Here is a 22,038-nt window from a genome sequence, read left to right as displayed (position 1 = left end):
TGCGGCACGGTGCACTGCGGTAACAGCGCGCCATTGCGGCACGATTGCGAGATGCTGTCAGCCGCTCGTGGCGCTGGCAGGCTCCGGCAAGCGGAAGAACGCACGCGCCGCGGCCGTGCTGTTGGCGGCGGTCACCGCGACATCTTCGCCACGATCGCGCGCCAGCTCTTGGACGATATGCGACAGGAACATCGGCTCGTTGCGGCGGTCCTTGGGCATCGGCTTGAGCGTGCGCGGCAGCAGGTACGGCGCATCGGTTTCGATCATCAACCGGTTGGCCGGAATGTTGCGCACTAGCTCGCGCAGGTGCGCACCGCGGCGCTCATCGCACAGCCATCCGGTGATGCCGATGTAGTAGTCGCGGTCCAGATACGCGAACAGTTCGTCGCGCGTGCCGGTGAAGCAGTGCACCACCGCCGCACCCAGGCGGCCTTCGAAGCTGCGCATGATGGCGATGAAATCCTCATGCGCATCGCGCTGGTGCAGGAACAGCGGCTTGCCGTTGTCGGCGGCCAACTGCAGCTGGCGTTCGAAGGCCTTGTGCTGCGCAGGGCGCGGCGCAAAATCGCGGAAGTAATCCAGCCCACACTCGCCCACTGCCACCACCTGCGGATGCGCCTGCAGGGTGCGCATTTCCGCTTCGCATTCGGCAGTGAATTCCATTGCGTGATGCGGATGCACGCCGGCGGTGGCGTAGAGAAATCCGGGGTGTTGCTGCGCCAGTTGCAGGGCCAGCGGCGAATGCTCGCGGCTGGCGCCGGTAATCACCAGCTGCGCCACCCCGGCATCGCGTGCGCGTTGCAGCACCGCATCGCGATCGTGATCGAACGCGTCATGGGTGAGGTTGGCGCCGATATCGATCAATTGCATGCTGCGGTGTCGCCTGAAAGAACAGGGGTGATTGTACTGGGTGAGGTTGCTCATCCGCCCTGCGGGCGCCTGCTCCGGCAGGCGGGGGAAAGAACATCCGTAACGGGATCTGCATGCGGTCAGCGGTGCCTCAGCCACGAGCCTGCACGAACGCGCGATCCTTCCCCCTGTGTGACAAGGGCAGGGATGAGTGCCACCTGCGCGACACACTCACCCCACCGCCGGCACCGCCATCGCATCGATCTTTGCCGCCAGCGCCTGGATCGCCAGCTGCGCCGAACGCGAGAGCTGCCGCTGCGGGGCCACGCACAGCGCCAGCGTCATCGGTTTGGTCAGGTGCTGACGAAACGGCACGAAGGCCAGGCGCCCGTCGGCCACGTCCGGGGCGGCGTCCAGCCACGACATCAGCCCCACGCCGGCGCCGGCACGCACCAGGCCGCGCAGGGTGCGCACGTCGTTGCAGTGGGTGAGCCGCTTCACATCGATGTGCTGGCGCTGGTACAGCACCTTGGCGTGCTCGCCGACGATCAACGGGGCGGCCGGCAGCAACAGACGGTGCTCCAGCGTCTCGCTCAGCTGCAGCTCGGTACGGGTGCTCAACGGGTGCCCCACCGGCATCGCAATGCCGAGCGGAATGTCCGCAAACGCGCGCACCTCCAGGTCCACGCTGCTGACCGGGTCCAGCAGCAGGCCGATATCCACATCGGCCGAGGTCACCATTTCCATCACCCGCTGGTTGCGCGCGGTGGACAGGTTGAAGGTGATGCCCGGGTACTCCTGCACCAGCGCGGCCACCGCCGCGGGCACCACGCCTTCGCTGAGCGCGTCGATCATGGCGATCTCCACATGCCCCCGGCGCAGGCCCTTGAGCTCGTCGAAGCGCTCCAGGGTGCGTGCGTAGGCCTTCTCCCAGCCGCGCACGTCCACCAGCAACAGCTCGCCGGCAGCGGTCAGCCGCAGCCGGCCGGGCAGGCGTTCGAACAGCTGGGCGCCCAGTTCTTCTTCGGCCTTGAGGATCTGCCGGTCGATCGCCGACGCCGACACGTGCAACACCTCGGAGGCCTTGCGGATGCTGCCGCAGCGGGCCACTTCGATGAAATACCGGGTAAAGCGCGAAAAGGTCAGCATGCGGCGGGGCTCGGTTGGCGTTGCATTTTTTGCAATGGCTGGGCTGAAAATCGATGTTTGATCACACACCCCCGGCTTCCTAGAGTCAATCCGGCACCGCTCCCGCCCCACGCCAGAGACCGCCCATGGATGTCGCCGTCCCCGCCCTGCCGCTGCACTGCACCTTCGAGGCCGCCGATTGGCAGCGCCTGGCCCGGCACTGGCATGCGGTGGCGCTGAGCAGCGAGGTGAGCGAAGCGCCATTCAAGGCCACCCTGCTGGACGAGCCGCTGGTGCTGTACCGGCTGGGCAGCGAGTTGGTGGCCGCGCGTGATGTGTGCCCGCACCGCGGCGTGCCGCTGAGCATGGGCACGGCCGATGGCGGCGGCGTGGTGTGCGCCTACCACGGGCTGCGCTTCGGCGCGGGCGGGCGTTGCAACCATATCCCGGCCAGTCCCAGCCAGAACATCCCGGCCAGGATGCGTCTGCACACCTATGCGGTGGCCGAACGCTACGGGCTGATCTGGGTGTGCCTGGCCAAGCCGGCCGGGGTGAGCGATGCGGACATCCAGATTCCACCGATGCCGGGCTGGGACGAAGACGGCTTCCAGCAGATCGTCTGCCCGGCCTTCGACATCGGCGGCAGCGCCGCGCGGCAGCTGGAAGGATTCATCGACGTGGCGCATTTCGCCTTCGTGCACACCGCCACGTTCGCACAGCCGGACAAGCGCGAAGTGCCGGCCTACACCACCACCGAAACGCCGACCGGCTTCAACGCCGATTACCTGAGCACCGTGGCCAACTATTCGGTGGACATGCCGCTGCCCGACGTGGCGCCGGACTTCCAGTGGCTACGCCACTTCGAAGTGCATCTGCCCTTCACCGCCACGCTCACCATCCACTTCCCGGTACCGGGCAAGCGGTTGGTGATCATGAATGCCGCCAGCCCGGTGTCCAAGCACGCCACCCGGCTGCTGGTGCCGATCGCGCGCAATTTCGACACCCATCTGCCGGTGGAAGACGTGCACGCCTTCAACCTGCGCGTGTTCGAAGAAGACCGCGCCATGGTGGAAGCGCAGCGGCCGGAGTATTTGCCGCTGGACCCGCTGCTGGAAGTGCACATTCCCGCCGATCGCAGTTCCATCGCCTATCGCCGCGGGCTGCGCAGCCAGGGCTATAGCGACTTCTTCCTGCGCTGACGGCCGAGGACACCCGCATGAGCCTGCATGAAGTGCGCGTTGCCGAGGTCGTCGATCAGGGTCACCGCCAGCGCGCGATCCGGCTGGAACCGGTGGGCGCGCAATTGCCGGCCTTCGAGGCCGGCGCGCATGTCGACCTGCATCTGCCGGATGGCTTGGTTCGCCAGTATTCGATCGCCAGCGCGCCGCATGTGCGCGACCACTATCTGCTGTGCGTCAAGCTGGCAGACGCCTCTCGTGGCGGCTCACGGCATCTGTGCGAACAGCTCGCAACCGGCGACCGCCTGCGCATCTCCACACCGCGCAATCTGTTTCCGCTGCACCCCGGCGAGCGCCATGTGCTGCTGGCGGCCGGCATCGGCATCACCCCGCTGCTGTCGATGGCCGAGGCGCTGGAAGCGCGCGGCGAGGCCTTCGTGCTGCACTATTACGCGCGCCGGCATGCGGATGTGGCGTTTTCGCAGCGGCTGCAACAAGGCTTTACGCATGGGCAGGTGTACCTGCACCTGAGCGATGGCGGGCAGAGTCCACGCGTGCATGTGCCCGAGGAACTGCGCCAGGCACGTGCGCGCGACCAGCTGTATCTGTGCGGGCCGGCGGCGTTCATGGACCACTTCACCGTGCTGGCAAAGGCGCATGGCTGGACGGCGGCGCAACTGCATCGCGAACACTTCGCCGCCGCCGCGCCCAGCCTCGCCCACGATGCCGACAGCGCGTTCGAGGTGGAACTGGCTGCCAGCGGCCGCGTGGTGCAGGTGCCGGCCGATTGCAGCATCGCCAGCGCCCTGCGCGATGCCGGTATCGAGGTGCCGCTGTCGTGCGAACAAGGCATGTGCGGCGCCTGTCTGACCGGCGTGCTGGCTGGCACGCCAGATCACCGCGACAGCGTGCTCAGCGACGCCGAACGCGCCGCCAACCGGCAGATCACCGTGTGCTGTTCGCGCAGCCGCTCGCCACGGTTGGTGCTGGATCTTTAAGCTCGGTCGTCGCGGCGCCATTGCGGTTGTCATTCACCTCGCGCAGCCTGACGCCTCGCTTGCCCTTCACGATGGCAGGCGACACAGCGCGCCATCGCCCACGGCACGTGCGCTGCCATGCGTGCAGCGGCGGCGCGGCATGCGCCGCAACGATGCGCGATGCCGCGTGACGCTTCCGCGCACCTGTGTGCAAACGCTCCTGCAGCGCAATCCGTGCCCGATGCCCGTGGCAAGCGCAGCGCAACAGGGCAAGATGGGCCGCCCGCGTGCGTGCCCTGCCACGCACCCCGCCCCGTATCGATGAGATCTCTGCCGATGTTCGTTTGTCCTGCCGTCAACCGGCTGTACGCCCCGAGCGCATGCTGATGCGCTGGCCCGGTTTTGCGCTTGCCGCCAACGGCAGCAGCGTGCGCACCGAACTGCTGGCCGGTGCCACCACCTTCCTGACGATGGCGTACATCGTCTTCGTCAATCCCGACATCCTGGCCACCACCGGCATGGATCACGGCGCGGTGTTCGTCGCCACCTGCCTGGCCGCCGCACTCGGCTCGCTGTTGATGGGCATGCTGGCCAACTATCCCATCGGCATGGCGCCGGGCATGGGCTTGAACGCGTTCTTCGCCTTCAGCGTGGTCGGCACATTGGGCTACAGCTGGCAGCAGACCCTGGGGCTGGTGTTCGTTTCCGGCTGCCTCTTTCTGCTGCTCACCGTCACCGGCGCGCGGCGCTGGTTGGTGGATGGCATTCCGCCCACCTTGCGCAGCGCCATTGCGGCGGGCATTGGCTTGTTCCTGGCCCTGATCGGGCTGCAGAAGGCCGGACTGGTGGTGGCGCATCCGCAGACCTTGCTGACCTTGGGCGATCTGCACCGGCCCGAGCCGCTGCTTGCGCTGGCCGGGCTGCTGCTGATCGGCGTGCTGGAAGTGCGCCGCGTGCGGGGTGCCATGTTGCTGGGCATTCTTGCGGTGACCGGCGCGGCGCTGGCGTTGGGGCTGGTGCGCTACCAAGGCGTCCTGGCGCTGCCGCCAAGCCTGGCGCCCACCTTGCTACAGCTGGATATCGTCGGCGCCTTGCACGGCCATGGCGGCGGCGGTGCGCTCGCTGCGGTGCTGCATGTGGTGCTGGTGTTCGTGCTGGTGGAAATGTTCGACGCCACCGGCACGCTGATGGGTGTGGCGCAACGCGCCGGCCTGCTGCACACGCCCGCGCAGCGCCGCCAGTTCGACCGCGCGCTGCTTGCCGACAGTACCGCCATCCTGGCCGGCTCGCTGCTCGGCACCTCCAGCACCACTGCCTATGTGGAAAGCGCCGCCGGCGTGCAGGTGGGCGGGCGCACCGGCCTCACCGCGCTGGTGGTTGCCGCCTTGTTCTTGCTTGCCCTGCTGTTCTCGCCGCTGGCCGCGATGGTGCCGGCCTACGCCACCGCACCCGCGCTGATCTACCTGGCCTCGGTGATGCTGCGCGAATGCACGCAGATCCAGTGGGACGATGTGGGCGACGCCTTGCCGGCCGCCATCTGCATGCTCGCCATGCCGCTGACCTATTCCATTGCGACGGGGCTTGCGTTCGGCTTCGTCACCTATGCCGCGCTCAGGCTCGGCAGCGGCCGCTGGCGTGGTGTGCACCCGGCCACCTGGGCCATCGCGGGCTTGTTCGTGCTGCGCTATGCGCTGGAATGATGCGTGCCTCCACGTGTTCCAGGCGTGCTTGCCGGCGCGTACGTGGGTGGCTTCGGATCGCGCTGGTGGGCAAGCTATGGGGCCGCCGGCCGTCGCACGCCACCGTCTCTCCAAACGAGTCTCCTGCATGCCATTTGTTCGCCGCTGTCTGATCCTGAGCGTGTGGGCGTGCTTGCCCGTTGCCGTGCACGCACGGCCAACACCAGCACCGGCGCCTGCGCAACAACGCCAACTGCAGGTGTCGCAGTTGTTCCGTGAGGCGGCCGCGCAGCCGGCACAGCTACGCACCTGGCTGCAGGCCATGCCGAAAGGTGGCGACCTGCATAACCACCTCTCCGGTTCGGTGTATGCGGAAGACTATCTGCAGTGGGCCAGCGACGATGGCGCCTGCGTGCAACTGGACGACCTGAGCCTGCGCGCGCCGCCCTGCGGGGCCGGCCAGGAGCCGGCGGGCGGCCTGGCGACCCGCAATGCCGCGCTGTACGGGCGGATGGTGAATTCGCTGTCGATGCGCAACTTCCTGCCAGGCCCAACGCACCCCAGCGGCCACGATCAGTTCTTCAGCACCTTCGGCAAGTTCGATGCGGTGGTCCGCACCCGTGTCGCCGACACCGTCGCCGCAGTGCTGGAGCAGGCCGCACGCGACCGCGTGCCGTATGTGGAAATCATCGCCAACCCGCCGCAGATGGATCAGGCTGCCAAGCGCATGCAGTTACTGCCGTGGAAGGGCGAGGACGACGCAGCCAACCTGCGTGCGTTGCAGCCCGACCTGGCGCCGCTGGTGCAGGCCGCGCAACGCGATCTTGCCGACGTCGACGCGCAGGTCCGGCGCGTACTGCGTTGCGACCAGGCCGATGCACGCCCCGGCCGCACGGTCGAGTACCGCTATGTTCCGTATGTGCTGCGCGTGCTGCCGCAGCCGATGGTGTTCGGGCAGATGGCGCTGGCGCATGCGCTGATCGCGGCCGGCGGCAGCCGCGCGGTGGCGCTGAACATCGTTGCGCCGGAAGACAATCCAGTGGCGCTGGCCGATTACGCACGGCACATGGCGATGTTCCGCTTCTTCGCAACGCGTTATCCCGGTGTGCCGCTGTCGCTGCATGCCGGCGAGCTGGCGCTGGGGCTGGTGCCGCCGGCGCAGCTGCGCTCGCATATTCGGCAGGCGGTGGATGCCGGTGCACGCCGCATCGGTCATGGCGTGGACCTGCCCTACGAAGACGATGCGGAGACACTGCTGCAACGCATGCGACGCGATCAGGTTGCGGTGGAGATCAACCTCACCAGCAACGATGTGATCCTGGGCGTCAAGGGCATGGCGCATCCGCTGGCGCTGTATCTGCGTGCCGGCGTGCCGGTGGTGTTGTCCACCGACGATGCCGGCGTCTCGCGTGCGGACATGACCCACGAGTACCAACGCGCGATGCAGGAACAAGGCCTCGACTACCCCACGCTCAAACAGCTGGCCCGCAATGGCCTCACCTACAGCTTCCTGCCGGGCACCAGCCTGTGGGATGCCGACGGTAAAGTTGCGCAGGCCTGCGCCACTGCGTTGCAGCGCGAAACCGATGACGCTGCCTGTCGCGCATTCCGCCAGGGCAGCGAGAAGGCGCGGCTGCAATGGCAGCTGGAAACCGACCTGGCCCAGTACGAGCGCACGCTATTGCTGCAACACAGATAGCACCGACAACGACATGACACACGCAGCGTAGGAGCGCGCCCGAGCACGAACGGGCTTAACCGGTAACGCACCGTCGCGCGCAGACACGCTCCCACAAATGCCTCTCTCCATCGCCGTTGCAACGCCTTCAACCTTCCACGACAAGAACGCAATGAACGATCCGCACCGCCCCTCATCCAGACGCCGCGTCATTCTCGAAGACGACATCGACGGCTTCACGCCCGCACAGCTGCTGCTGTTGCAATCGCCCGACGTGCAGGTGCTGGGCATCAGTGCCGTCAGCGGCAATATCTGGCGCGATGAGGCGCTGGCGCATACCTGCCGCCTGCTGGAACTGGCTGGCCATCCGCAGATTCCAGTGCTTCCCGGCCCGGTGCATCCGCTGCTCAATAGCGAGTCGGCCACCGAGCGCTGGGAAGCGCTGTACGGCAAACTCGTCTGGAAAGGCGCATGGACCAGGCACTGGGTGGACGGCGACACCGTGCAAAGCGCGCCGCGCTATCACGCCCACGATGTGGTGCCCGAGCTGGCGTTGGGCAATCCCAGCGTGGTGCGCCCCGCAGACGAGCCGGCCGCGTTGTTCATGCTGCGCATGGTGCGTCAATACCCGGGCGAGGTGAGCATCATCGCAACCGGCCCGTTGACCAATCTGGCACTGGCGCAATCGCTGGACCCGTCCTTTGCCACGTTGGCGCGCGAGCTGGTCTACATGGGCGGCAGCCTCAATCCACGGCAGCAACGCAACAGCGTGAGTGCGCAGCAATTCGCACGCGAGTTCGTCAATTCGCCGCGACGCGAATTCAATATCCGCTGGGACCCGGAAGCGGCCAGCATCGTCATGCGCGCGCCGTGGCGGCAGATCACCATGGTGCCGGTCGACCCCTCCACCGCCACCGAACTCACCACCGAGTTGCTGGCGCGCATGAGTGCGGCCGACACCACGATTGGCCACGCACTGCGCCGCCGCGAGCCGGGCTTTCCGATGTGGGACGAACTGGCCACGGCCGTGTGGCTGCGCCCCGACTTGGCCACCCGCACCGAAACGCTGTACGTCGACACCAACACCGCCTTCGATGCCGGGTACGGCGACATCTTGTCGTGGGCACCGGGGTATCAGCCCGGGCTGGGCGAGCAGGCGCAGACGGTGGTGCATGCGGTGGACGTGCCGGCATTCGAACAGCTGCTGGTCGACCGCCTCACCGCGCCGCAACCACCGGCAGTGGGGTTACCACTTCCCCTTTTTCCCATCGGACCTCGGTCCCCTTGATGGAACAAGGCGCCCGCAGGGCGAATGAAGGTTCGATATGCAGATGACAGTGCTGCATCGGTAGAGTCGCTGGTGAGGAATGTGGAAACAAATGCCTGGCACATCTCCGACTGCCGTGACAGCCTCGCCCAACGCCGCCAGCGCCCCAGCCCGCGTTTGCGATGCGAACGCTCCCATGCATGCGCACCGGTGGCGCGCAAACCTTGCCTTCTCGCTCCGCGGGAGAGCCGTTCGATCAGGACGTGAGACAGCACGACGCGCGATGACGCTGCTGCATGATTAGATCCAACGCCGGAAGCTGCACGTCTGCGGTCTTTGCGGTCACAACGACCACTGTAACGGTGACGCGCATCCCGACAGCGTCGTGTCGGCTCTCAACGCATCAGCCAGCACGTTTGCACGACCCGCACGCCAAGCACACAAGCGAATCTCAACTCCCCAATCCCCGCTTTCCAACAGGTGATCCATGCAACTCCCCGCGCAATGGCAGGCAGGCGTCGATCGCAATACCGAAGTGCTGCGTGGGCACGCGCAGCTGCTGGCCAGCTTCCATGCGCCGCCTGCAACGGCACACGAGGGCGGCGGTGCGCGCGGCCAGATTGCCTCCATCGTCAGCACCACGCGCAGCCAGCCCACGCTGGCCGCGCGACTGGCCACCCAGACGCTGACGCGCATCAACCAGGCCAACGACCGCCTGTGCGCCATCACCCGCCTGCTGCCGGCGCGTGCCGCGGCCGATGCCGCGCGCGTGCAGGCCGCGCTTGCCGGGGGCAGCGACGGGGGCGCGTTGGCCGGCGTGCCATTCGTGGTCAAGGACCTGTTCGACGTCGCCGGGCAGGTCACCACCGCCGGCGCCGCGGTGCGTGCGCACTGCCCGCCGGCCAGCCGCGATGCGGCGGTGGTGCAACGGCTCAGCGACGCCGGGGCCGTGCTGGTGGGTACCGCCAACATGGACGAATTCGCGTACGGTTTTGCCACCGTCAACGCGCATTACGGCACCACCGCCAATCCGCACGATCTCCAGCACCTGGCGGGCGGCTCGTCGGGCGGCTCGGCGGCTGCGGTGGCGGCCGGGCTGGTGCCGTTCGCGCTTGGCTCGGACACCAATGGTTCCATCCGCGTGCCGGCCGCGCTGTGCGGCATCTACGGCCTGCGCCCCACGCACGGCGCCGTGCCCCTGGATGGCGTGTTCCCGTTTGTCGACGCACTGGACGTGGCCGGCCCATTCGCCACCTCGGTGGCCGACCTGCGCCGCATCCATGAGGTACTGCGCGGGCAGCCGCTGCCTTCGTGCCATGCCGGCAACCTGCGTGTCGCGCGGTTGGGCGGCTGGTTTGAACGCAATCTGGATCCGGATCTGGAGGCCGGGCTGCAGGCCCTGCTCACCGCCTGCAACAGCCTTTCGTCGATCGACCTGCCGGAGGCCGAACGCGCACGCGCCGCTGCCTTCGTCCTGACCGCTGCCGAAGGCGGGCATCGTCACCGCAGCGCACTCACCGCGCACGGCGCGCAGTTCGACCCGGCCACCCGCGACCGCCTGCTCGCCGGCTTGCAGCTGCCCGCCAGCGCGGTGGCCGATGCGCACCGCTTCGCACAATGGTTTGCCGATGCCATGCACGCGCTGTGGGACCAGGTGGAGGTGCTCATCGCGCCGGCCACCCCGTGCGTGGCGCCACGCATCGACCAGGACACCATCCAGATCGACGGTTTGCCCGTCTCCGCACGCGCGAACCTGGGCATTTTTACCCAGCCACTCGGCCTGGCCGCCTGCCCGGTGCTGGCCGCACCGTTGCCGCGTCCCGGGCGCCTGCCACTGGGCGTGCAACTGATCGCCGCGCCCGGCCGTGAAGACCGCCTGTTTGCGCTGGCCGCGCAACTCGAACGCGACGGCCTGCTCGCCTTCAGCCCGCCGCCGGAGTCACGCTGATGGTGCATACCCTGCGCGCGCGCCGCGGCATGGTGGTCGCACCGCACCACTTGGCCGCACAGGCCGGGCGCGATGTCTTGCGCGACGGCGGCAATGCCGTCGAAGCGGTCGTGGCCACCGCCGCCTGCCTGGCGGTGGTCTACCCGCACATGACCGGCATCGGCGGCGATGGCTTCTGGCTCATCCACGAACCCGATGGCCGCGTGCATGCCATCGATGCCTGCGGCCGCGCGGCGCAGGCGGCAACACTGGATTTCTATCGCGGCCACGCCCACGTTCCGTGGCGCGGGCCAGGCGCGGCCAATACCGTGGCCGGCACCGTCTCCGGCTGGGCGCTGGCCCTGCAGCAGGCAAACGGCAGCGTGTCGCTGCAACGCCTGTTGAGCGATGCGATCCATCACGCCAGCGCCGGCGTGCCGGTCACGCTGGGCGGGGCGCAGATCGCCGCCAGCAAGGGCGCAGAACTGCGTCTGCAACCCGGCGCCTATGCCGAGATCTTCGAGCCGCACGGCGTCCCGCTGGGCGAAGGCGCGCTGCTGCACCAGGCGCAGCTCGCGCGCACCCTGCAGCGGCTCGCCGATGAAGGGCTGGAGAGTTTCTATCGTGGCGCGATCGCACACGATATCGCCGCAGACCTGCAGGCATTGGACAGCCCGCTCAGCGCACACGACCTGGCGATCCATCGCGCCGACGTCAGCGTGCCGTTATCGGTTGTCATCCAGGGCGCGCGCCTCTACAACCACGCGCCACCCACGCAGGGGCTTGCCTCGCTGTTGATCCTGGCGCTCTTCGATCGCCTGAAGGTGGAAGACGCAGACAGCTACGCACACCTGCACGGGCTGATCGAAGCCAGCAAGCAGGCGTTCCTGATCCGCGACGCACACCTGGGCGACCCCGCCTGGATGACGCTCGACGCGCAAGCCCTGCTCGACGACAGCACCGCACTCGATGCGCTCGCCGCACGCATCGACATGAGCGCCGCACTGCCGTGGCCACAGCCCTCGCAAGCAGGCGACACCGTCTGGTTCGGCGCCATCGACGCGCACGGCCGCGCGGTCAGTTGCATCCAGTCCACCTACTTCGAATTCGGCTCCGGCCTGGTGCTGCCGCGCACCGGCATCACCTGGCAGAACCGAGGCTGCAGCTTTCGCCTCGCCCCCGATGGCTGGAACGCCCTTGCCCCAGGCCGCAAACCCTTCCACACCCTCAACCCGGCACTGGCCACCTTCGACGATGGCCGCGTGATGGCCTACGGCACCATGGGCGGCGAAGGCCAACCGCAAACCCAGGCCGCCGTGTTCTCCCGCTACGCCCGCTTCGGCATGCCGCTGCAGCAGGCGGTCAGCGCACCGCGCTGGCTGCTCGGCCGCACCTGGGGCGAAGACAGCACGGCGTTGAAGCTGGAAGACCGCTTCGACCCGGCCGTGGTGCAGGCCCTGCGCAACGCCGGGCATGCGGTGGAACTGCTGCCGGCGTACAGCGCGGTGATGGGGCATGCCGGTGCCTTGGTGCGTGAGGTCGATGGCGTGATCAGCGGCGCCAGTGATCCGCGCTCCGATGGGGTGGTGGCGGGGTGGTGACTAGGGCGGTCGTTCCGCTGCGGTCGCTCGCCCCATGCGCGCCATGGGCATGCACCGGGTGAAAGTGTCCATGTGTCGCAAGACCATCGTGCCGGAGCCTTCGTAGCGAACCCAACCACGGCAACCTTGGCGATCCGTGTGCCATGCTTAGGCACGCCAACGGCGCGCCATCCACATCTGCGTTACGGCTAACGCGTCGTCCAATCCACTCAAGGAGAGCAACATGACAGACCAAGATCAACATCAACCGTCGCTGGAAGACGTCAAGCTGGCGTTCGATGGCCAGAGCGTGGATTGGTATCTGCAGAAGCTGGTCGGCATTGCCAACACCTCGGACGTGCAGTTCGGCGTCACGCTGTTTGTCGAAGGCATCGTCATTTCCGGCCAGTTGGTCAGCGGCAAGCGGTATTTCGAGGCATTTGCGCAGGAGTTCTCTGCGGCCTACCCCGGCGCGGCCGATGAAAAAGAAGATATCCGTCGCGCGTTTGCCAGCCACGCCAGCATCTACGATTCCGAAGACGATGCGCAGCAGAGCAGCACGCCGCCGCAGTTCATCCACCTGATCGATGCGCGTTGCTTCTCACCGGGCGGCCAGCCGCTGCCAAGCAACCGTGGCGTGTTGTGGCGTGGCAAGGTCAATGCGGTTTCCGGCTTCACCCTTGGGTCGCTGTCGGCAGACTGAGCGCGGCCAACAACACGTCGCGCGCCGCCGTCAGGTGGGCGCGGACGGCGCGCTCAGAACCGCAGTGTACGTGTGGTACATGCCGATTCCGGGCACCGGCCGCGCCCGCCTGGCGGCGGCGCAGTCGTTTTTGTTAGGTGCTTCAAGCCCCGTACCGTCTGCTCCAGTGTGAGTGCGCGCCATCTCACACTGGACTACCAACCACATCTCGAAGCAGTGCAAGGCCGCTCCAGAACGGCAGCATTTGGCGATCCTGTGTCAGGCAGCGCCGTTGGACCTCAGCGCACGTTGGCGATGCAGTGGCATCAACACGGCCACGCGTCATACAGACGGCGCGAGCGTACGCGACAAGAACTCACTGATGGAGTGCGCAATCTCCACCGCATGCGTCTCCAGTGCAAAGTGCCCCGTGTCCAGCAGGTGCACTTCGGCCTTTGGCAGATCCTTGCGGTAGGCCTGTGCGCCGGCCGGGATAAAGGCTGGGTCGTGCTTGCCCCACACGGCCAGCAATGGCGGCTGATGGGTACGAAAATACGCTTGGAATGCCGGGTACGCTGCCACGTTGCTGCGGTAATCCAGGATCAGGTCGAGCTGGATCTCTTCGGCGCCCGGGCGCGCCATGTAGGCGATATCCAGCATGTAGCCGTCCGGCGACAGTGCCCCGGGCGCGACACCGGTACCGTACTGCCACTCACGAATGGTCTGCGGCGACAACGATGCACGGCAGGCCTCGCGATTGGCGGCGCTTGGCTCACGCCAGTAGGCTTGCCAGGCGTCCCATTGGTCGCTGAAGCCCTCCAGGTAGGCATTGCCGTTCTGGCTGATGATGGCGCTCACCCGTTCCGGATGCGCGGCCGCAAGGCGGAAGCCGACCGGTGCACCGTAGTCGAACAGGTACAGGCCATAACGCGTCAGCCCCAAGGCGTCGGTAAAGCCTTCGATCACCTTGTAGAGCGCCTCGAAAGTGTAATCGAACTGCCCACGCGGCGGTGCCTTGGTCATGCCGAAGCCGGGGAGATCCGGGGCGATCAGACGGTATTGGCTTGCCAGCAGCGGCATCAGGTCGCGGAACATGTGGCTGGCACTGGGAAACCCATGCAACAGCAACAGGACCGGTGCGTCCTTGCGCCCTGCCTCGCGATAGAACACCTGGACATCGCCAACCTGCTGGGTGCGATACCTGATGCGCTGGGTGGAGTCGTGGGACATGCTGCCTCCGTCAAGTGGTGGGGTGTATGCGCCGGAAGTGTCGGCTGCACGCAATCTGCCGGCCCCCAGGGCCAGTGCGGTGCCCATCCCCCCAGGCGCAGGATGGAGCGGCGCCCGTGTCACGCCGGCGCATGTTGCCGGTGGGAATTGATGCGTGGGGCTGCGCGCATGCTGGTGCGGCAAAGCGTGTGGAATGGCGGCCATGCTAGGTGCGCCGGTCCAGCACGAGAACCACCCTGGGGTTCAATTGAGCATTGCATCGCACGCAATGCCGCGGCCACTGTTGCGTTTGCATGCGCTGCATGGCGCATGCGGCATCCAGGGGTTGCTCACATCGGGCTGCTAGGCTGCGTGCCCGGTCGAAGGTGATTGTCGAAGTCGAGGCGCAGGTGGACCGCATCCAGGAAATGACGCTGTTTGCCGCGCTGGCCGAGCACACAAGCTTTGCGGGTGTCGCACGCCGTCTCGGCATTTCCACCGCCACAGTCACGCGCACCATCGCGCAGCTGGAAGCGCGGCTGGGCGTGCTGCTGGTGGTGCGCAGCACACGCACCATGCGGTTCACCGCGGCAGGCCAGCAGTATGCAAGCGACTGCCGGCGCCTGTTGGCCGAGCTGGAGGATGTCGAAAGCCGCGCCGCTGGGCTGCATACGCTCCCCAGCGGCTTGCTCACCGTGACTGCCCCGCAGATGTTCGGTGCACTGCATGTCACACCTGTCGTAGCGCACTTCCTCAGCCGTTACCCGGCGATGCGCGCACGGACACTGCTGGTGGACCGCGTCGTGCCGCTGCTGGAGGAAGGCATCGATGTGGCGATCCGGATCGGCACGTTGCCCGATTCGTCGCTGACTGCCATCCCGGTCGGCAGCGTCCGTCGCATGGTCTGTGCCTCGCCCGGCTATCTTGCAGAACACGGCATACCGCAGCACCCGGACAGGCTGCCGCAGCATGCAACGATTTCCACCTCCGCGGCCGAACGCGCGCCCAAGTGGGCGTTTCGTCTGGATGGCCGTGCGCATGAGGTGGACGTTGCCTCGCGCCTGAGCGTCAGCGCATTCAACGCCGCCATCGTTGCCGCAGTGGATGGGTGGGGCCTCACGCAAGTGCCGTCCTACCAGGTCCGCCAACACCTGCAAAACGGAACGCTGGTCAGCGTGCTGGATGCCTTCGAAATCGCGCCCGAACCGGTGCACGTGGTCCATGTCGAAGGCCGCCGCGGCTCGTCGAAGGTGCGCACCTTCGTGGACGAGTGCGTGGCTGCGTTACGGCACGACCTTGGATGTGCGGACGGCGGTTGAGCGGCGCCAGGCAGCCCCGCCATGCCGTTGGCTGCCGCACGCGCGCGAAGGCGCGCCTGACCGCAACAACGCCATGCAGTCGATCAGCTGACGCAGTTGCGGTGCGATCCTCCCGAACCGTATTAACAGCCGCCCCCGCCCCATGGGCACGTTCCGAGGTTTTCCTTCGCGCGGCGTGTGGCGCATGGGCTGCGCGTGACGCAGCGCCCACGGCGTTGCGGTGCATTCGCGGCGTTGCCGCCAACCGGTGCGGGCAAGACCGTGGCCGAGGTGCCGCTGGCACGCGCACGCATTCGCTGGATGAGGTCGTCGCAAGGGCATGCCTGCCGCGGCAGCACCAGGCCAGCGGGGCGCCTGTACCGCGTTGCATTTTTTGCAGCACAAGCCCGCGAAAAAACTCTTTGATGGCGACAGGACTGCCTCCCTATAGTCCAAGCGTCACCTCTCCCGCCTGCTCCTGGACCGCTGTTGAAGGCTCCACGAGCCCCGTTGGTCCTGTCGATGCCCGCTGCCCTGCCGTCCCGCCAAGCAACCGCCGACCTCACCGCTCCTGGCGGTGCGCGTGCGGTGGCACGCTGCGACGCGCTGGGCGTTGCGTCCTACAGCGATAGCGATACCGGGCTATTCCGCGGCTGGCTTGGTCCTGCCCACCGCGCCACGGTGGAACAGGTGAGCACCTGGATGAAGGCGGCCGGCATGCAGGTGCGCATCGATCCCCTCGGCACATTGGTGGGCCGGTACGCCGGCACGCGGCCAGACACGCCGGCGCTGCTGATCGGCAGCCACCTGGACAGCGTGCGCGATGCCGGGCGCTACGACGGCCCGCTCGGCATCCTGCTCGGGATCGAATGCGTCGCTGCGCTGCATGCACAGGGGCGCAGACTACCGTTCGCCATCGAGGTCATCGCCTTCGGCGACGAGGAAGGCTCGCGCTTTCCCGCGTCCATGTTCTGTAGCGGCGCGGTGGCCGGCACGCTCGATCCCGCCAGGCTGGCGGTCACCGACGCCGCCGGCATCACGGTGGCCAGCGCCCTGGCCGCGTGGAACCTGGACATCGCCCACGTGCAGCGCGCCGCCCGCGCGCCGGGCAGCGTGCTGGCGTATCTGGAAACGCATATCGAACAAGGCCCGGTACTGGAAGCCGAAGGATTGCCGCTCGGCATCGTCAGCGCCATCGCCGCGCAGCGGCGCTTCGCGCTGCGCTTCGAGGGCCGCGCCGGGCATGCCGGCACCACCAGCATGTCACTGCGCCGCGACGCGTTGAGCGCCGCCGCCGAAGCGCTGCTGGCCATCGAGCGCATCGCGCGCGTAGGCAGCAGCGATCTGGTTGCCACCGTCGGCACGCTGCAGGTGGCACACGGCGCCACCAATGTGGTGCCGGGGCGTGTGGACTGCACGCTGGACGTGCGCGCCGGCAGCGACGCGAGCCGCGATGCCGCCGTGCATCAGATCGAACAGGCACTGGCGCAGATCGCCATCCACCGCGGCATCGCCATCGCCATCGAGCCGCTGCAGACACTGGCTGCCAGCCCCTGCGCGCCGGCACTGATCACGCGGCTGGAACATGCGGTTGCCGCGCAAGGCATCGCACCGCGCCAGCTGGTCTCCGGTGCGGGCCACGATGCCATGGTGATGGCGGCGCTGTGCCCGACTGCGATGCTGTTCGTGCGCTGCGCCGGCGGGATCAGCCATCATCCGGACGAGCATGTCGATCCGGCCGATGCCGAGATTGCACTGGCGGTCATGCGCCATTTCATCGAACACCTGGGAGAACCCCTTGTCACCTGATCTGCGTCAGCTGCACACCTTTGGCGAACTCGATCCCCCGCAGCGCCTGTTGATGGGCCCGGGCCCGGTCAATGCGCATCCGCGCGTGCTGCGTGCGATGGCCGCCGATCTGCTGGGGCAGTTCGATCCGGAAATGACCGCCTACATGAACGAGGTGATGGCGCTCTATCGGCCGTTGTTCGGCACCGAGAACCGCTGGACGTTCCTGGTCGATGGCACCGCGCGCGCCGGTATCGAAGCGGCGCTGGTGTCGCTGGTCAGCCCGGGCGAGCGCGTGCTGGTGCTCAACTTCGGCCGCTTCGGCCTGTTGCTCACCGAAATCCTGGGCCGCCTCGGCGCCGAGGTCCACACGGTGGATGCGTCATGGGGCCAGGTGCTGCCGCTGAGCGCGATTGCCGAGGCGATCGAGCGCGTGGCGCCCAAGCTGGTGGCCACCGTGCACGGCGACACCTCCACCACCATGGCCCAGCCGCTCGATGGCCTCGGCGCGCTGTGCCGCGCAGCTGGCGCGCTGAGTTATGTGGACGCCACCGCCACCATCGGCGGCATGCCCGTCGCCAGCGACCGCTGGGAGGTGGACGTGGTCACCGGCGGTTTGCAGAAATGCCTGGGCGGGCCGTCCGGCTCGGCGCCGATCACCGTGTCCGAGCGCGCGGCCGAGGCCATCTTCGCGCGTCGCCATGTCGAACGCGGCATCGTGCGCGCCGACATCGCCAACGGCAGCGGCCCGCGCATCGCCTCGAACTATTTCGACCTGGCGATGATCATGGATTACTGGTCGGACAAGCGCCTCAATCACCACACCGAAGCCACCACCATGCTGTACGGCGCCCGCGAATGCGCACGCGTGGCCCTGCAGGAAGGCCTGGATGCACGCTTCGCGCGCCACGCGGCGGCCGGGCGCGCGGTCAGTGCAGGTATCCGCGCGTTGGGGCTGGAAGTGTTCGGCGACGATGCGCATCGCATGCGCAACGTCACCGGCGTGGTGATTCCGCCTGGCATCGACGGCGAGGCGGTGCGCCGCCGCATGCGCGAGAATTTCGAGATCGAGATCGGCACCGCGTTCGGGCCGCTGCAGGGCAAGATCTGGCGCATCGGCGCGATGGGCTACAACGCCATGAAGCACAAGGTGCTGATCACCCTGGCCGCACTGGAAGCGGTACTGCGCGCCGAAGGTGATGCCTGCACGCACGGCCTGGCGGTGGAAGCGGCACTGGCCGCCTGGCACGCGGAAGCGCAGGCATGAACGCTGCGCGCGACCTGCTCGGCTATGGCGCCACGCCGCCCGCGGCGCAATGGCCGGGCGGCGCGCGCATCGCAGTGCAGTTCGTGATCAATTACGAAGAAGGCGCAGAAAACTGCGTGCTCAATGGCGATGCCGGGTCCGAAGCGTTCCTGTCCGAAATGGTCGGTGCACACGCGCACCCCGGCGCACGCGCCATGGCTATGGAAAGCCTGTACGAATACGGCAGCCGCGCCGGCTTCTGGCGGCTGCATCGCTTGTTCACTGCACGCAACGTGCCCATGACGGTGTTCGGGGTGGCGCAGGCCTTGGCATCCAATCCGGATGCGGTGGCCGCGATGCAGGCGGCCCAGTGGGAAATCGCCAGTCACGGTCTGCGCTGGATCGATTATCAACACGTGGACGAGGCCACCGAACGCGCGCATATCGCGCAGGCCATCGCCGTGCATACGCGCGTCACCGGCAGCCGCCCGCTGGGTTGGTATCAGGGGCGCACCAGCCCCAACACCGCCCGCCTGATTGCCGAGGAAGGCGGCTTCGTCTACGACGCCGACAGCTACGCCGACGATGTGCCGTACTACGACCACCGCCACGGCCGTGCGCAGTTGATCGTGCCGTACACGCTGGATGCCAACGATATGAAATTCGTCGCCTATAACGGCTTTGCCGATGGCGAGCCGTTCTTCCGCTATCTGCGCGACAGCTTCGAACAATTGCGCAGCGAAGGCGGGCGCATGCTTTCGATCGGCCTGCACGGGCGCATCGTGGGCAAGCCGGCACGCGCGGCGGCGCTGGCGCGCTTTGTCGATCATGTACTGGCCAGCGGCGATGCCTGGATTGCGCGCCGCATCGATATTGCGCGCCATTGGCTGCAGGTGCACCCGGCATGAGCATTGCCGCCTCCCGGATCGATCTGCCCGAGGTGATCGCGCAAGTGACGGCCGCCTTCCATGCCTACGAAACCGCGCTGATGCGCGACGACATCGCGGCGATGGATGCGCTGTTTCATGCAGCGCCCAGCACGGTGCGCTATGGCGTGGGCGAAGTGTTGTACGGCATCGATGCGATCCGCGCATTTCGCAGCGGCCGCGGTGGTTCGCCGCAACGCCAGCTCGCACATGTGCAGGTACACGGCTTCGGGCATGACTTTGCCACTACGCACGCAGAGTTCATTCGCGAGGGCAGCAGCGCACGCGGGCGGCAAAGCCAGAGCTGGGTGCGCTTTGCCGACGGCTGGAAAGTGGTGGCTGCGCATGTCTCGTTGCAAGGCACGCACGCATGAGCGTGGTCGACGACCCCGCGCTGGACGATGCCGCCTTCCTGGCGCGCTACCGCGACCTGTTCGAGCACTCGCCGTGGGTGGTTGAACGTGCGCTGCGGCGGCGGCCGTTGGCCGATGTGCATCACGGCCTGATGCAGGTCGTCTACGACGCATCGCCGCAAGATCAGGTCGCACTGATCCGCGCCCACCCAGAGCTGGCCGGCAAGGCCGCGATCGACCGCACGCTCACCGAAGCATCGGCCGCGGAGCAGGCTTCGGCCGGGCTGGACCGGCTCAGCGAGGACGAATTCAAGCGCTTCCACGCGCTCAATCAGGCCTATCGCCACCGTTTCGGATTTCCGTTCGTGATCTGCGTGCGGCTGCACGACAAGGCCGGCATTCTGGCCGCGCTGGCGCAGCGGCTGGAGGCCGCGCGCAATGCAGAGATCGCCACCGCCATCGCCGAAATCGGCAAGATCGTTCACCTGCGCCTGGAGGCACTGCCATGAGCCTGGCCCACCTCGAACGTACCCTCGCCCACGACCTGCAATGCCTGGCCCACGGCGGCGATGCCTGGGTGCAACCGCGCGTGCATCCGAGCGGGCACGTCTACGACGTCATCATCGTCGGCGCCGGGCAGAGCGGCCTGGGGGCGGCGTTCGCGCTGCAACGCGAGCGTGTGCACAACCTGCTGGTGATCGACGAAAACCCGGCGGGCCAGGAAGGTCCGTGGGTGACCTACGCGCGCATGCAGACCTTGCGCACGCCCAAGCACATCACCTCGATCGATCTGGGCGTGCCATCGCTCACCTTCCGCGCGTGGTGGGAGGCGCAGTACGGCAGCGCCGCATGGGATGCGCTGGACAAGATTCCGCGCGCGCGCTGGATGGATTATCTGCGCTGGTATCGCACAACGCTGCGCTTGCCGGTGCGCAACGCCACCCGCCTGGTCCGCGTGGAGCCGGACTTCGCACCGGGTATCCATCGCCTGCATCTGGCGATGGGCGCCCCCCTGCTCACGCGCAAACTGATTCTGGCCACCGGCATCCAGGGCGGGGGCCAGTGGGTGGTGCCCGAGTGGATCAGCCGCGCCCTGCCCGCGCACCGCTACGCGCACACGTCCGGCCAGATCGATTTCGCCGCACTGGCCGGCAAGCGTGTGGGCATTCTGGGCGGCGGCGCCTCGGCCTTCGACAATGCCTGCTTTGCGCTCGAACAAGGCCTCGCCAGTGCCGAGGTGTTCGTGCGGCGTAGCGAATTGCCGCGCATCAATCCGTTCCGGCACATGGAACAGGCCGGCATCATTCCGCGTTTTCTGGCGCTGCCGGATGCAGACAAGTATCGGATGATGGCCAGCTTCTTCGCGCACAACCAACCGCCCACCAACGACACCTTCCAGCGCGCCTGTGCGCATGCCGGCTTCGCGCTGCATCTTGGCGCGCCGTGGCTGGACGTGGCCGAACGCGATGGCGAGATCGTCGTGCGCACGCCGCAGCGCGAACACCGCTTCGATTTCCTTGCCATCGCCACCGGCCTGGTCACCGATCCGCAGCTGCGTCCGGAACTGGCTGCGCTGTCCGGGCGCATCGCCTGCTGGGGCGACCGCTATCGGCCACCGCCGGGCCAGGCCAATCCGGTGCTGGACGCACACCCCTATCTGGGACCTGGCTTCGAACTGCTGCCACGCACGCCTGACGATGCCGCGCTGCTGCACGGGTTGTTCGCCTTCAACTATTCGGCGCTGATCAATCACGGCCCATCGGCCGCCGCGCTGTCCGGGCTGAAGGTGGCGCTGCCGCGGCTGGCCCGCGCAGTGGCCGACCAGTTGTTCCTGGACGACCGCCAGGCCATCGTCGACAGCTACCTGGCCTACGACCAACCCGAATTCGTCGGCCAATGGCCGCAACCCACCCAGGCAGTGGCATGAGCACGCTGTCCACGCACGTGCTGGACACCGCCAGCGGCCGCCCCGCCGCGGGCGTGCCGCTGCGGCTGTTCGCCGGCGAGACGCTGCACTTCGAGGGTGTCACCAATCCCGACGGCCGCTGCCCGGACCTGGCCGCGCTCGCGCTGCAACCCGGCCGCTACCGGCTGGAATTCGACCTCGCCCGCTATTGGCAGGCAACCGGCATGGCGCTGGCCGATCCACCGTTCCTGGACTGCATCCCGATCGCCTTCGGCATCGCCGACGACGGCCACTACCATGTCCCGCTGCTGCTGTCCCCGTACGGGTACTCCACCTATCGCGGCAGCTGAGCGCTGCGTCGTGCCGC

At 67.5% G+C, this 22,038-nt stretch carries 19 protein-coding genes and 1 other RNA gene; 16 read left to right on the top strand and 4 right to left on the bottom strand.

The genetic code is table 11. The features are described from left to right. Positions 1-57: 57 nt before the first annotated feature. Together LN450_RS22160 and LN450_RS22155 are read right to left on the bottom strand one after the other, a co-directional pair. Positions 58-870, bottom strand: coding sequence for a TatD family hydrolase (locus LN450_RS22160; protein WP_039418871.1), 813 nt, complete (start codon positions 868-870; stop codon positions 58-60). Positions 871-1,080: 210 nt separating this feature from the next. After that, complete coding sequence (locus tag LN450_RS22155) at positions 1,081-1,998, bottom strand: LysR family transcriptional regulator (RefSeq protein WP_008575625.1); 918 nt, start codon at positions 1,996-1,998, stop codon at positions 1,081-1,083. A 125-nt stretch (positions 1,999-2,123) separates the two neighbouring features. Here LN450_RS22155 and LN450_RS22150 point away from each other — a divergent pair, with 125 nt between their 5' ends. The 8 genes from LN450_RS22150 to gvpU all read left to right on the top strand — a co-directional run bounded on the left by LN450_RS22150 (position 2,124) and on the right by gvpU (position 12,966). Beyond that, a complete protein-coding gene (locus LN450_RS22150; protein ID WP_011346019.1) occupies positions 2,124-3,176 on the top strand; it encodes an aromatic ring-hydroxylating oxygenase subunit alpha in 1,053 nt (350 codons plus the stop codon). A 17-nt stretch (positions 3,177-3,193) separates the two neighbouring features. Further along, positions 3,194-4,153: a PDR/VanB family oxidoreductase gene (locus LN450_RS22145; RefSeq protein WP_011346018.1), complete on the top strand. Its 960-nt coding sequence runs from the start codon at positions 3,194-3,196 to the stop codon at positions 4,151-4,153. 365 nt (positions 4,154-4,518) lie between these two features. Further along, positions 4,519-5,832, top strand: coding sequence for an NCS2 family permease (locus LN450_RS22140; protein ID WP_039417668.1), 1,314 nt, complete (start codon positions 4,519-4,521; stop codon positions 5,830-5,832). A gap of 127 nt (positions 5,833-5,959) precedes the next feature. Beyond that, positions 5,960-7,510 (top strand): adenosine deaminase family protein, encoded by a 1,551-nt coding sequence (locus tag LN450_RS22135; protein WP_039417663.1) that lies wholly within the window; start codon positions 5,960-5,962, stop codon positions 7,508-7,510. A 151-nt stretch (positions 7,511-7,661) separates the two neighbouring features. Next, complete coding sequence (locus tag LN450_RS22130) at positions 7,662-8,777, top strand: nucleoside hydrolase (RefSeq protein WP_039417664.1); 1,116 nt, start codon at positions 7,662-7,664, stop codon at positions 8,775-8,777. A 466-nt stretch (positions 8,778-9,243) separates the two neighbouring features. Beyond that, positions 9,244-10,704 carry an AtzE family amidohydrolase gene (locus LN450_RS22125; protein ID WP_011346014.1) on the top strand — a complete coding sequence of 487 codons (1,461 nt, stop codon included), beginning with the start codon at positions 9,244-9,246 and terminating at the stop codon, positions 10,702-10,704. Continuing rightward, positions 10,704-12,284 carry a gamma-glutamyltransferase family protein gene (locus LN450_RS22120; RefSeq protein WP_008572350.1) on the top strand — a complete coding sequence of 527 codons (1,581 nt, stop codon included), beginning with the start codon at positions 10,704-10,706 and terminating at the stop codon, positions 12,282-12,284. Before LN450_RS22125 ends, LN450_RS22120 begins: the two co-directional genes overlap by 1 nt. 223 nt (positions 12,285-12,507) lie before the next feature. Continuing rightward, complete coding sequence (gene gvpU, locus LN450_RS22115) at positions 12,508-12,966, top strand: gas vesicle accessory protein GvpU (protein WP_008572349.1); 459 nt, start codon at positions 12,508-12,510, stop codon at positions 12,964-12,966. 4 nt (positions 12,967-12,970) lie between these two features. Here the strand turns inward: gvpU and LN450_RS22110 are convergent. Together LN450_RS22110 and LN450_RS22105 are read right to left on the bottom strand one after the other, a co-directional pair. After that, positions 12,971-13,047: non-coding RNA, sX9 sRNA (locus LN450_RS22110), on the bottom strand. A gap of 240 nt (positions 13,048-13,287) precedes the next feature. Continuing rightward, a complete protein-coding gene (locus LN450_RS22105) occupies positions 13,288-14,175 on the bottom strand; it encodes an alpha/beta fold hydrolase (protein ID WP_011346013.1) in 888 nt (295 codons plus the stop codon). A gap of 365 nt (positions 14,176-14,540) precedes the next feature. On the opposite strand from LN450_RS22105, the gene LN450_RS22100 reads away from it, so the two are divergent. The 8 genes from LN450_RS22100 to uraH all read left to right on the top strand — a co-directional run bounded on the left by LN450_RS22100 (position 14,541) and on the right by uraH (position 22,021). Continuing rightward, on the top strand, positions 14,541-15,473 hold the full coding sequence (locus tag LN450_RS22100; RefSeq protein WP_039417666.1) for a LysR family transcriptional regulator: 933 nt from the start codon (positions 14,541-14,543) through the stop codon (positions 15,471-15,473). 567 nt (positions 15,474-16,040) lie between these two features. After that, positions 16,041-17,261, top strand: a complete 1,221-nt coding sequence (locus LN450_RS22095; protein WP_228885053.1) for an allantoate amidohydrolase — start codon at positions 16,041-16,043, stop codon at positions 17,259-17,261. Continuing rightward, the gene (locus LN450_RS22090; protein ID WP_039417667.1) at positions 17,251-18,507 is read left to right on the top strand and encodes a pyridoxal-phosphate-dependent aminotransferase family protein; all 1,257 of its coding nucleotides are present in this window, start codon (positions 17,251-17,253) and stop codon (positions 18,505-18,507) included. Before LN450_RS22095 ends, LN450_RS22090 begins: the two co-directional genes overlap by 11 nt. Then, entirely contained in the window at positions 18,504-19,394 is an 891-nt protein-coding gene (puuE, locus tag LN450_RS22085; protein ID WP_011346008.1) for an allantoinase PuuE, read from the top strand. The genes LN450_RS22090 and puuE overlap by 4 nt, the downstream gene beginning before the upstream one ends. Then, positions 19,391-19,786, top strand: a complete 396-nt coding sequence (hpxZ, locus tag LN450_RS22080; RefSeq protein ID WP_014089057.1) for an oxalurate catabolism protein HpxZ — start codon at positions 19,391-19,393, stop codon at positions 19,784-19,786. Before puuE ends, hpxZ begins: the two co-directional genes overlap by 4 nt. Continuing rightward, the gene (gene uraD / locus LN450_RS22075; protein ID WP_011346006.1) at positions 19,783-20,274 is read left to right on the top strand and encodes a 2-oxo-4-hydroxy-4-carboxy-5-ureidoimidazoline decarboxylase; all 492 of its coding nucleotides are present in this window, start codon (positions 19,783-19,785) and stop codon (positions 20,272-20,274) included. The genes hpxZ and uraD overlap by 4 nt, the downstream gene beginning before the upstream one ends. Then, positions 20,271-21,692, top strand: coding sequence for an FAD-dependent urate hydroxylase HpyO (hpyO, locus tag LN450_RS22070; protein WP_011346005.1), 1,422 nt, complete (start codon positions 20,271-20,273; stop codon positions 21,690-21,692). Before uraD ends, hpyO begins: the two co-directional genes overlap by 4 nt. Beyond that, positions 21,662-22,021, top strand: a complete 360-nt coding sequence (uraH, locus tag LN450_RS22065; protein ID WP_011346004.1) for a hydroxyisourate hydrolase — start codon at positions 21,662-21,664, stop codon at positions 22,019-22,021. The genes hpyO and uraH overlap by 31 nt, the downstream gene beginning before the upstream one ends. Positions 22,022-22,038 lie beyond the last annotated feature (17 nt).

Origin of the sequence: Xanthomonas euvesicatoria pv. euvesicatoria, from assembly GCF_020880415.1 — a bacterium.
Taxonomy (GTDB): domain Bacteria; phylum Pseudomonadota; class Gammaproteobacteria; order Xanthomonadales; family Xanthomonadaceae; genus Xanthomonas; species Xanthomonas euvesicatoria.
This window is presented reverse-complemented; position numbering and strand designations above follow the sequence as displayed.

What these genes read in the sequence shown, in the direction of transcription:
- LN450_RS22160 (WP_039418871.1), bottom strand. Translation starts at nt 870, where the DNA reads ATGCAATTGATCGATATCGGCGCCAACCTCACCCATGACGCGTTCGAT.
- LN450_RS22155 (WP_008575625.1), bottom strand. Translation starts at nt 1,998, where the DNA reads ATGCTGACCTTTTCGCGCTTTACCCGGTATTTCATCGAAGTGGCCCGC.
- LN450_RS22150 (WP_011346019.1), top strand. Translation starts at nt 2,124, where the DNA reads ATGGATGTCGCCGTCCCCGCCCTGCCGCTGCACTGCACCTTCGAGGCC.
- LN450_RS22145 (WP_011346018.1), top strand. Translation starts at nt 3,194, where the DNA reads ATGAGCCTGCATGAAGTGCGCGTTGCCGAGGTCGTCGATCAGGGTCAC.
- LN450_RS22140 (WP_039417668.1), top strand. Translation starts at nt 4,519, where the DNA reads ATGCGCTGGCCCGGTTTTGCGCTTGCCGCCAACGGCAGCAGCGTGCGC.
- LN450_RS22135 (WP_039417663.1), top strand. Translation starts at nt 5,960, where the DNA reads ATGCCATTTGTTCGCCGCTGTCTGATCCTGAGCGTGTGGGCGTGCTTG.
- LN450_RS22130 (WP_039417664.1), top strand. Translation starts at nt 7,662, where the DNA reads ATGAACGATCCGCACCGCCCCTCATCCAGACGCCGCGTCATTCTCGAA.
- LN450_RS22125 (WP_011346014.1), top strand. Translation starts at nt 9,244, where the DNA reads ATGCAACTCCCCGCGCAATGGCAGGCAGGCGTCGATCGCAATACCGAA.
- LN450_RS22120 (WP_008572350.1), top strand. Translation starts at nt 10,704, where the DNA reads ATGGTGCATACCCTGCGCGCGCGCCGCGGCATGGTGGTCGCACCGCAC.
- gvpU (WP_008572349.1), top strand. Translation starts at nt 12,508, where the DNA reads ATGACAGACCAAGATCAACATCAACCGTCGCTGGAAGACGTCAAGCTG.
- LN450_RS22105 (WP_011346013.1), bottom strand. Translation starts at nt 14,175, where the DNA reads ATGTCCCACGACTCCACCCAGCGCATCAGGTATCGCACCCAGCAGGTT.
- puuE (WP_011346008.1), top strand. Translation starts at nt 18,504, where the DNA reads ATGAACGCTGCGCGCGACCTGCTCGGCTATGGCGCCACGCCGCCCGCG.
- hpxZ (WP_014089057.1), top strand. Translation starts at nt 19,391, where the DNA reads ATGAGCATTGCCGCCTCCCGGATCGATCTGCCCGAGGTGATCGCGCAA.
- uraD (WP_011346006.1), top strand. Translation starts at nt 19,783, where the DNA reads ATGAGCGTGGTCGACGACCCCGCGCTGGACGATGCCGCCTTCCTGGCG.
- hpyO (WP_011346005.1), top strand. Translation starts at nt 20,271, where the DNA reads ATGAGCCTGGCCCACCTCGAACGTACCCTCGCCCACGACCTGCAATGC.
- uraH (WP_011346004.1), top strand. Translation starts at nt 21,662, where the DNA reads ATGGCCGCAACCCACCCAGGCAGTGGCATGAGCACGCTGTCCACGCAC.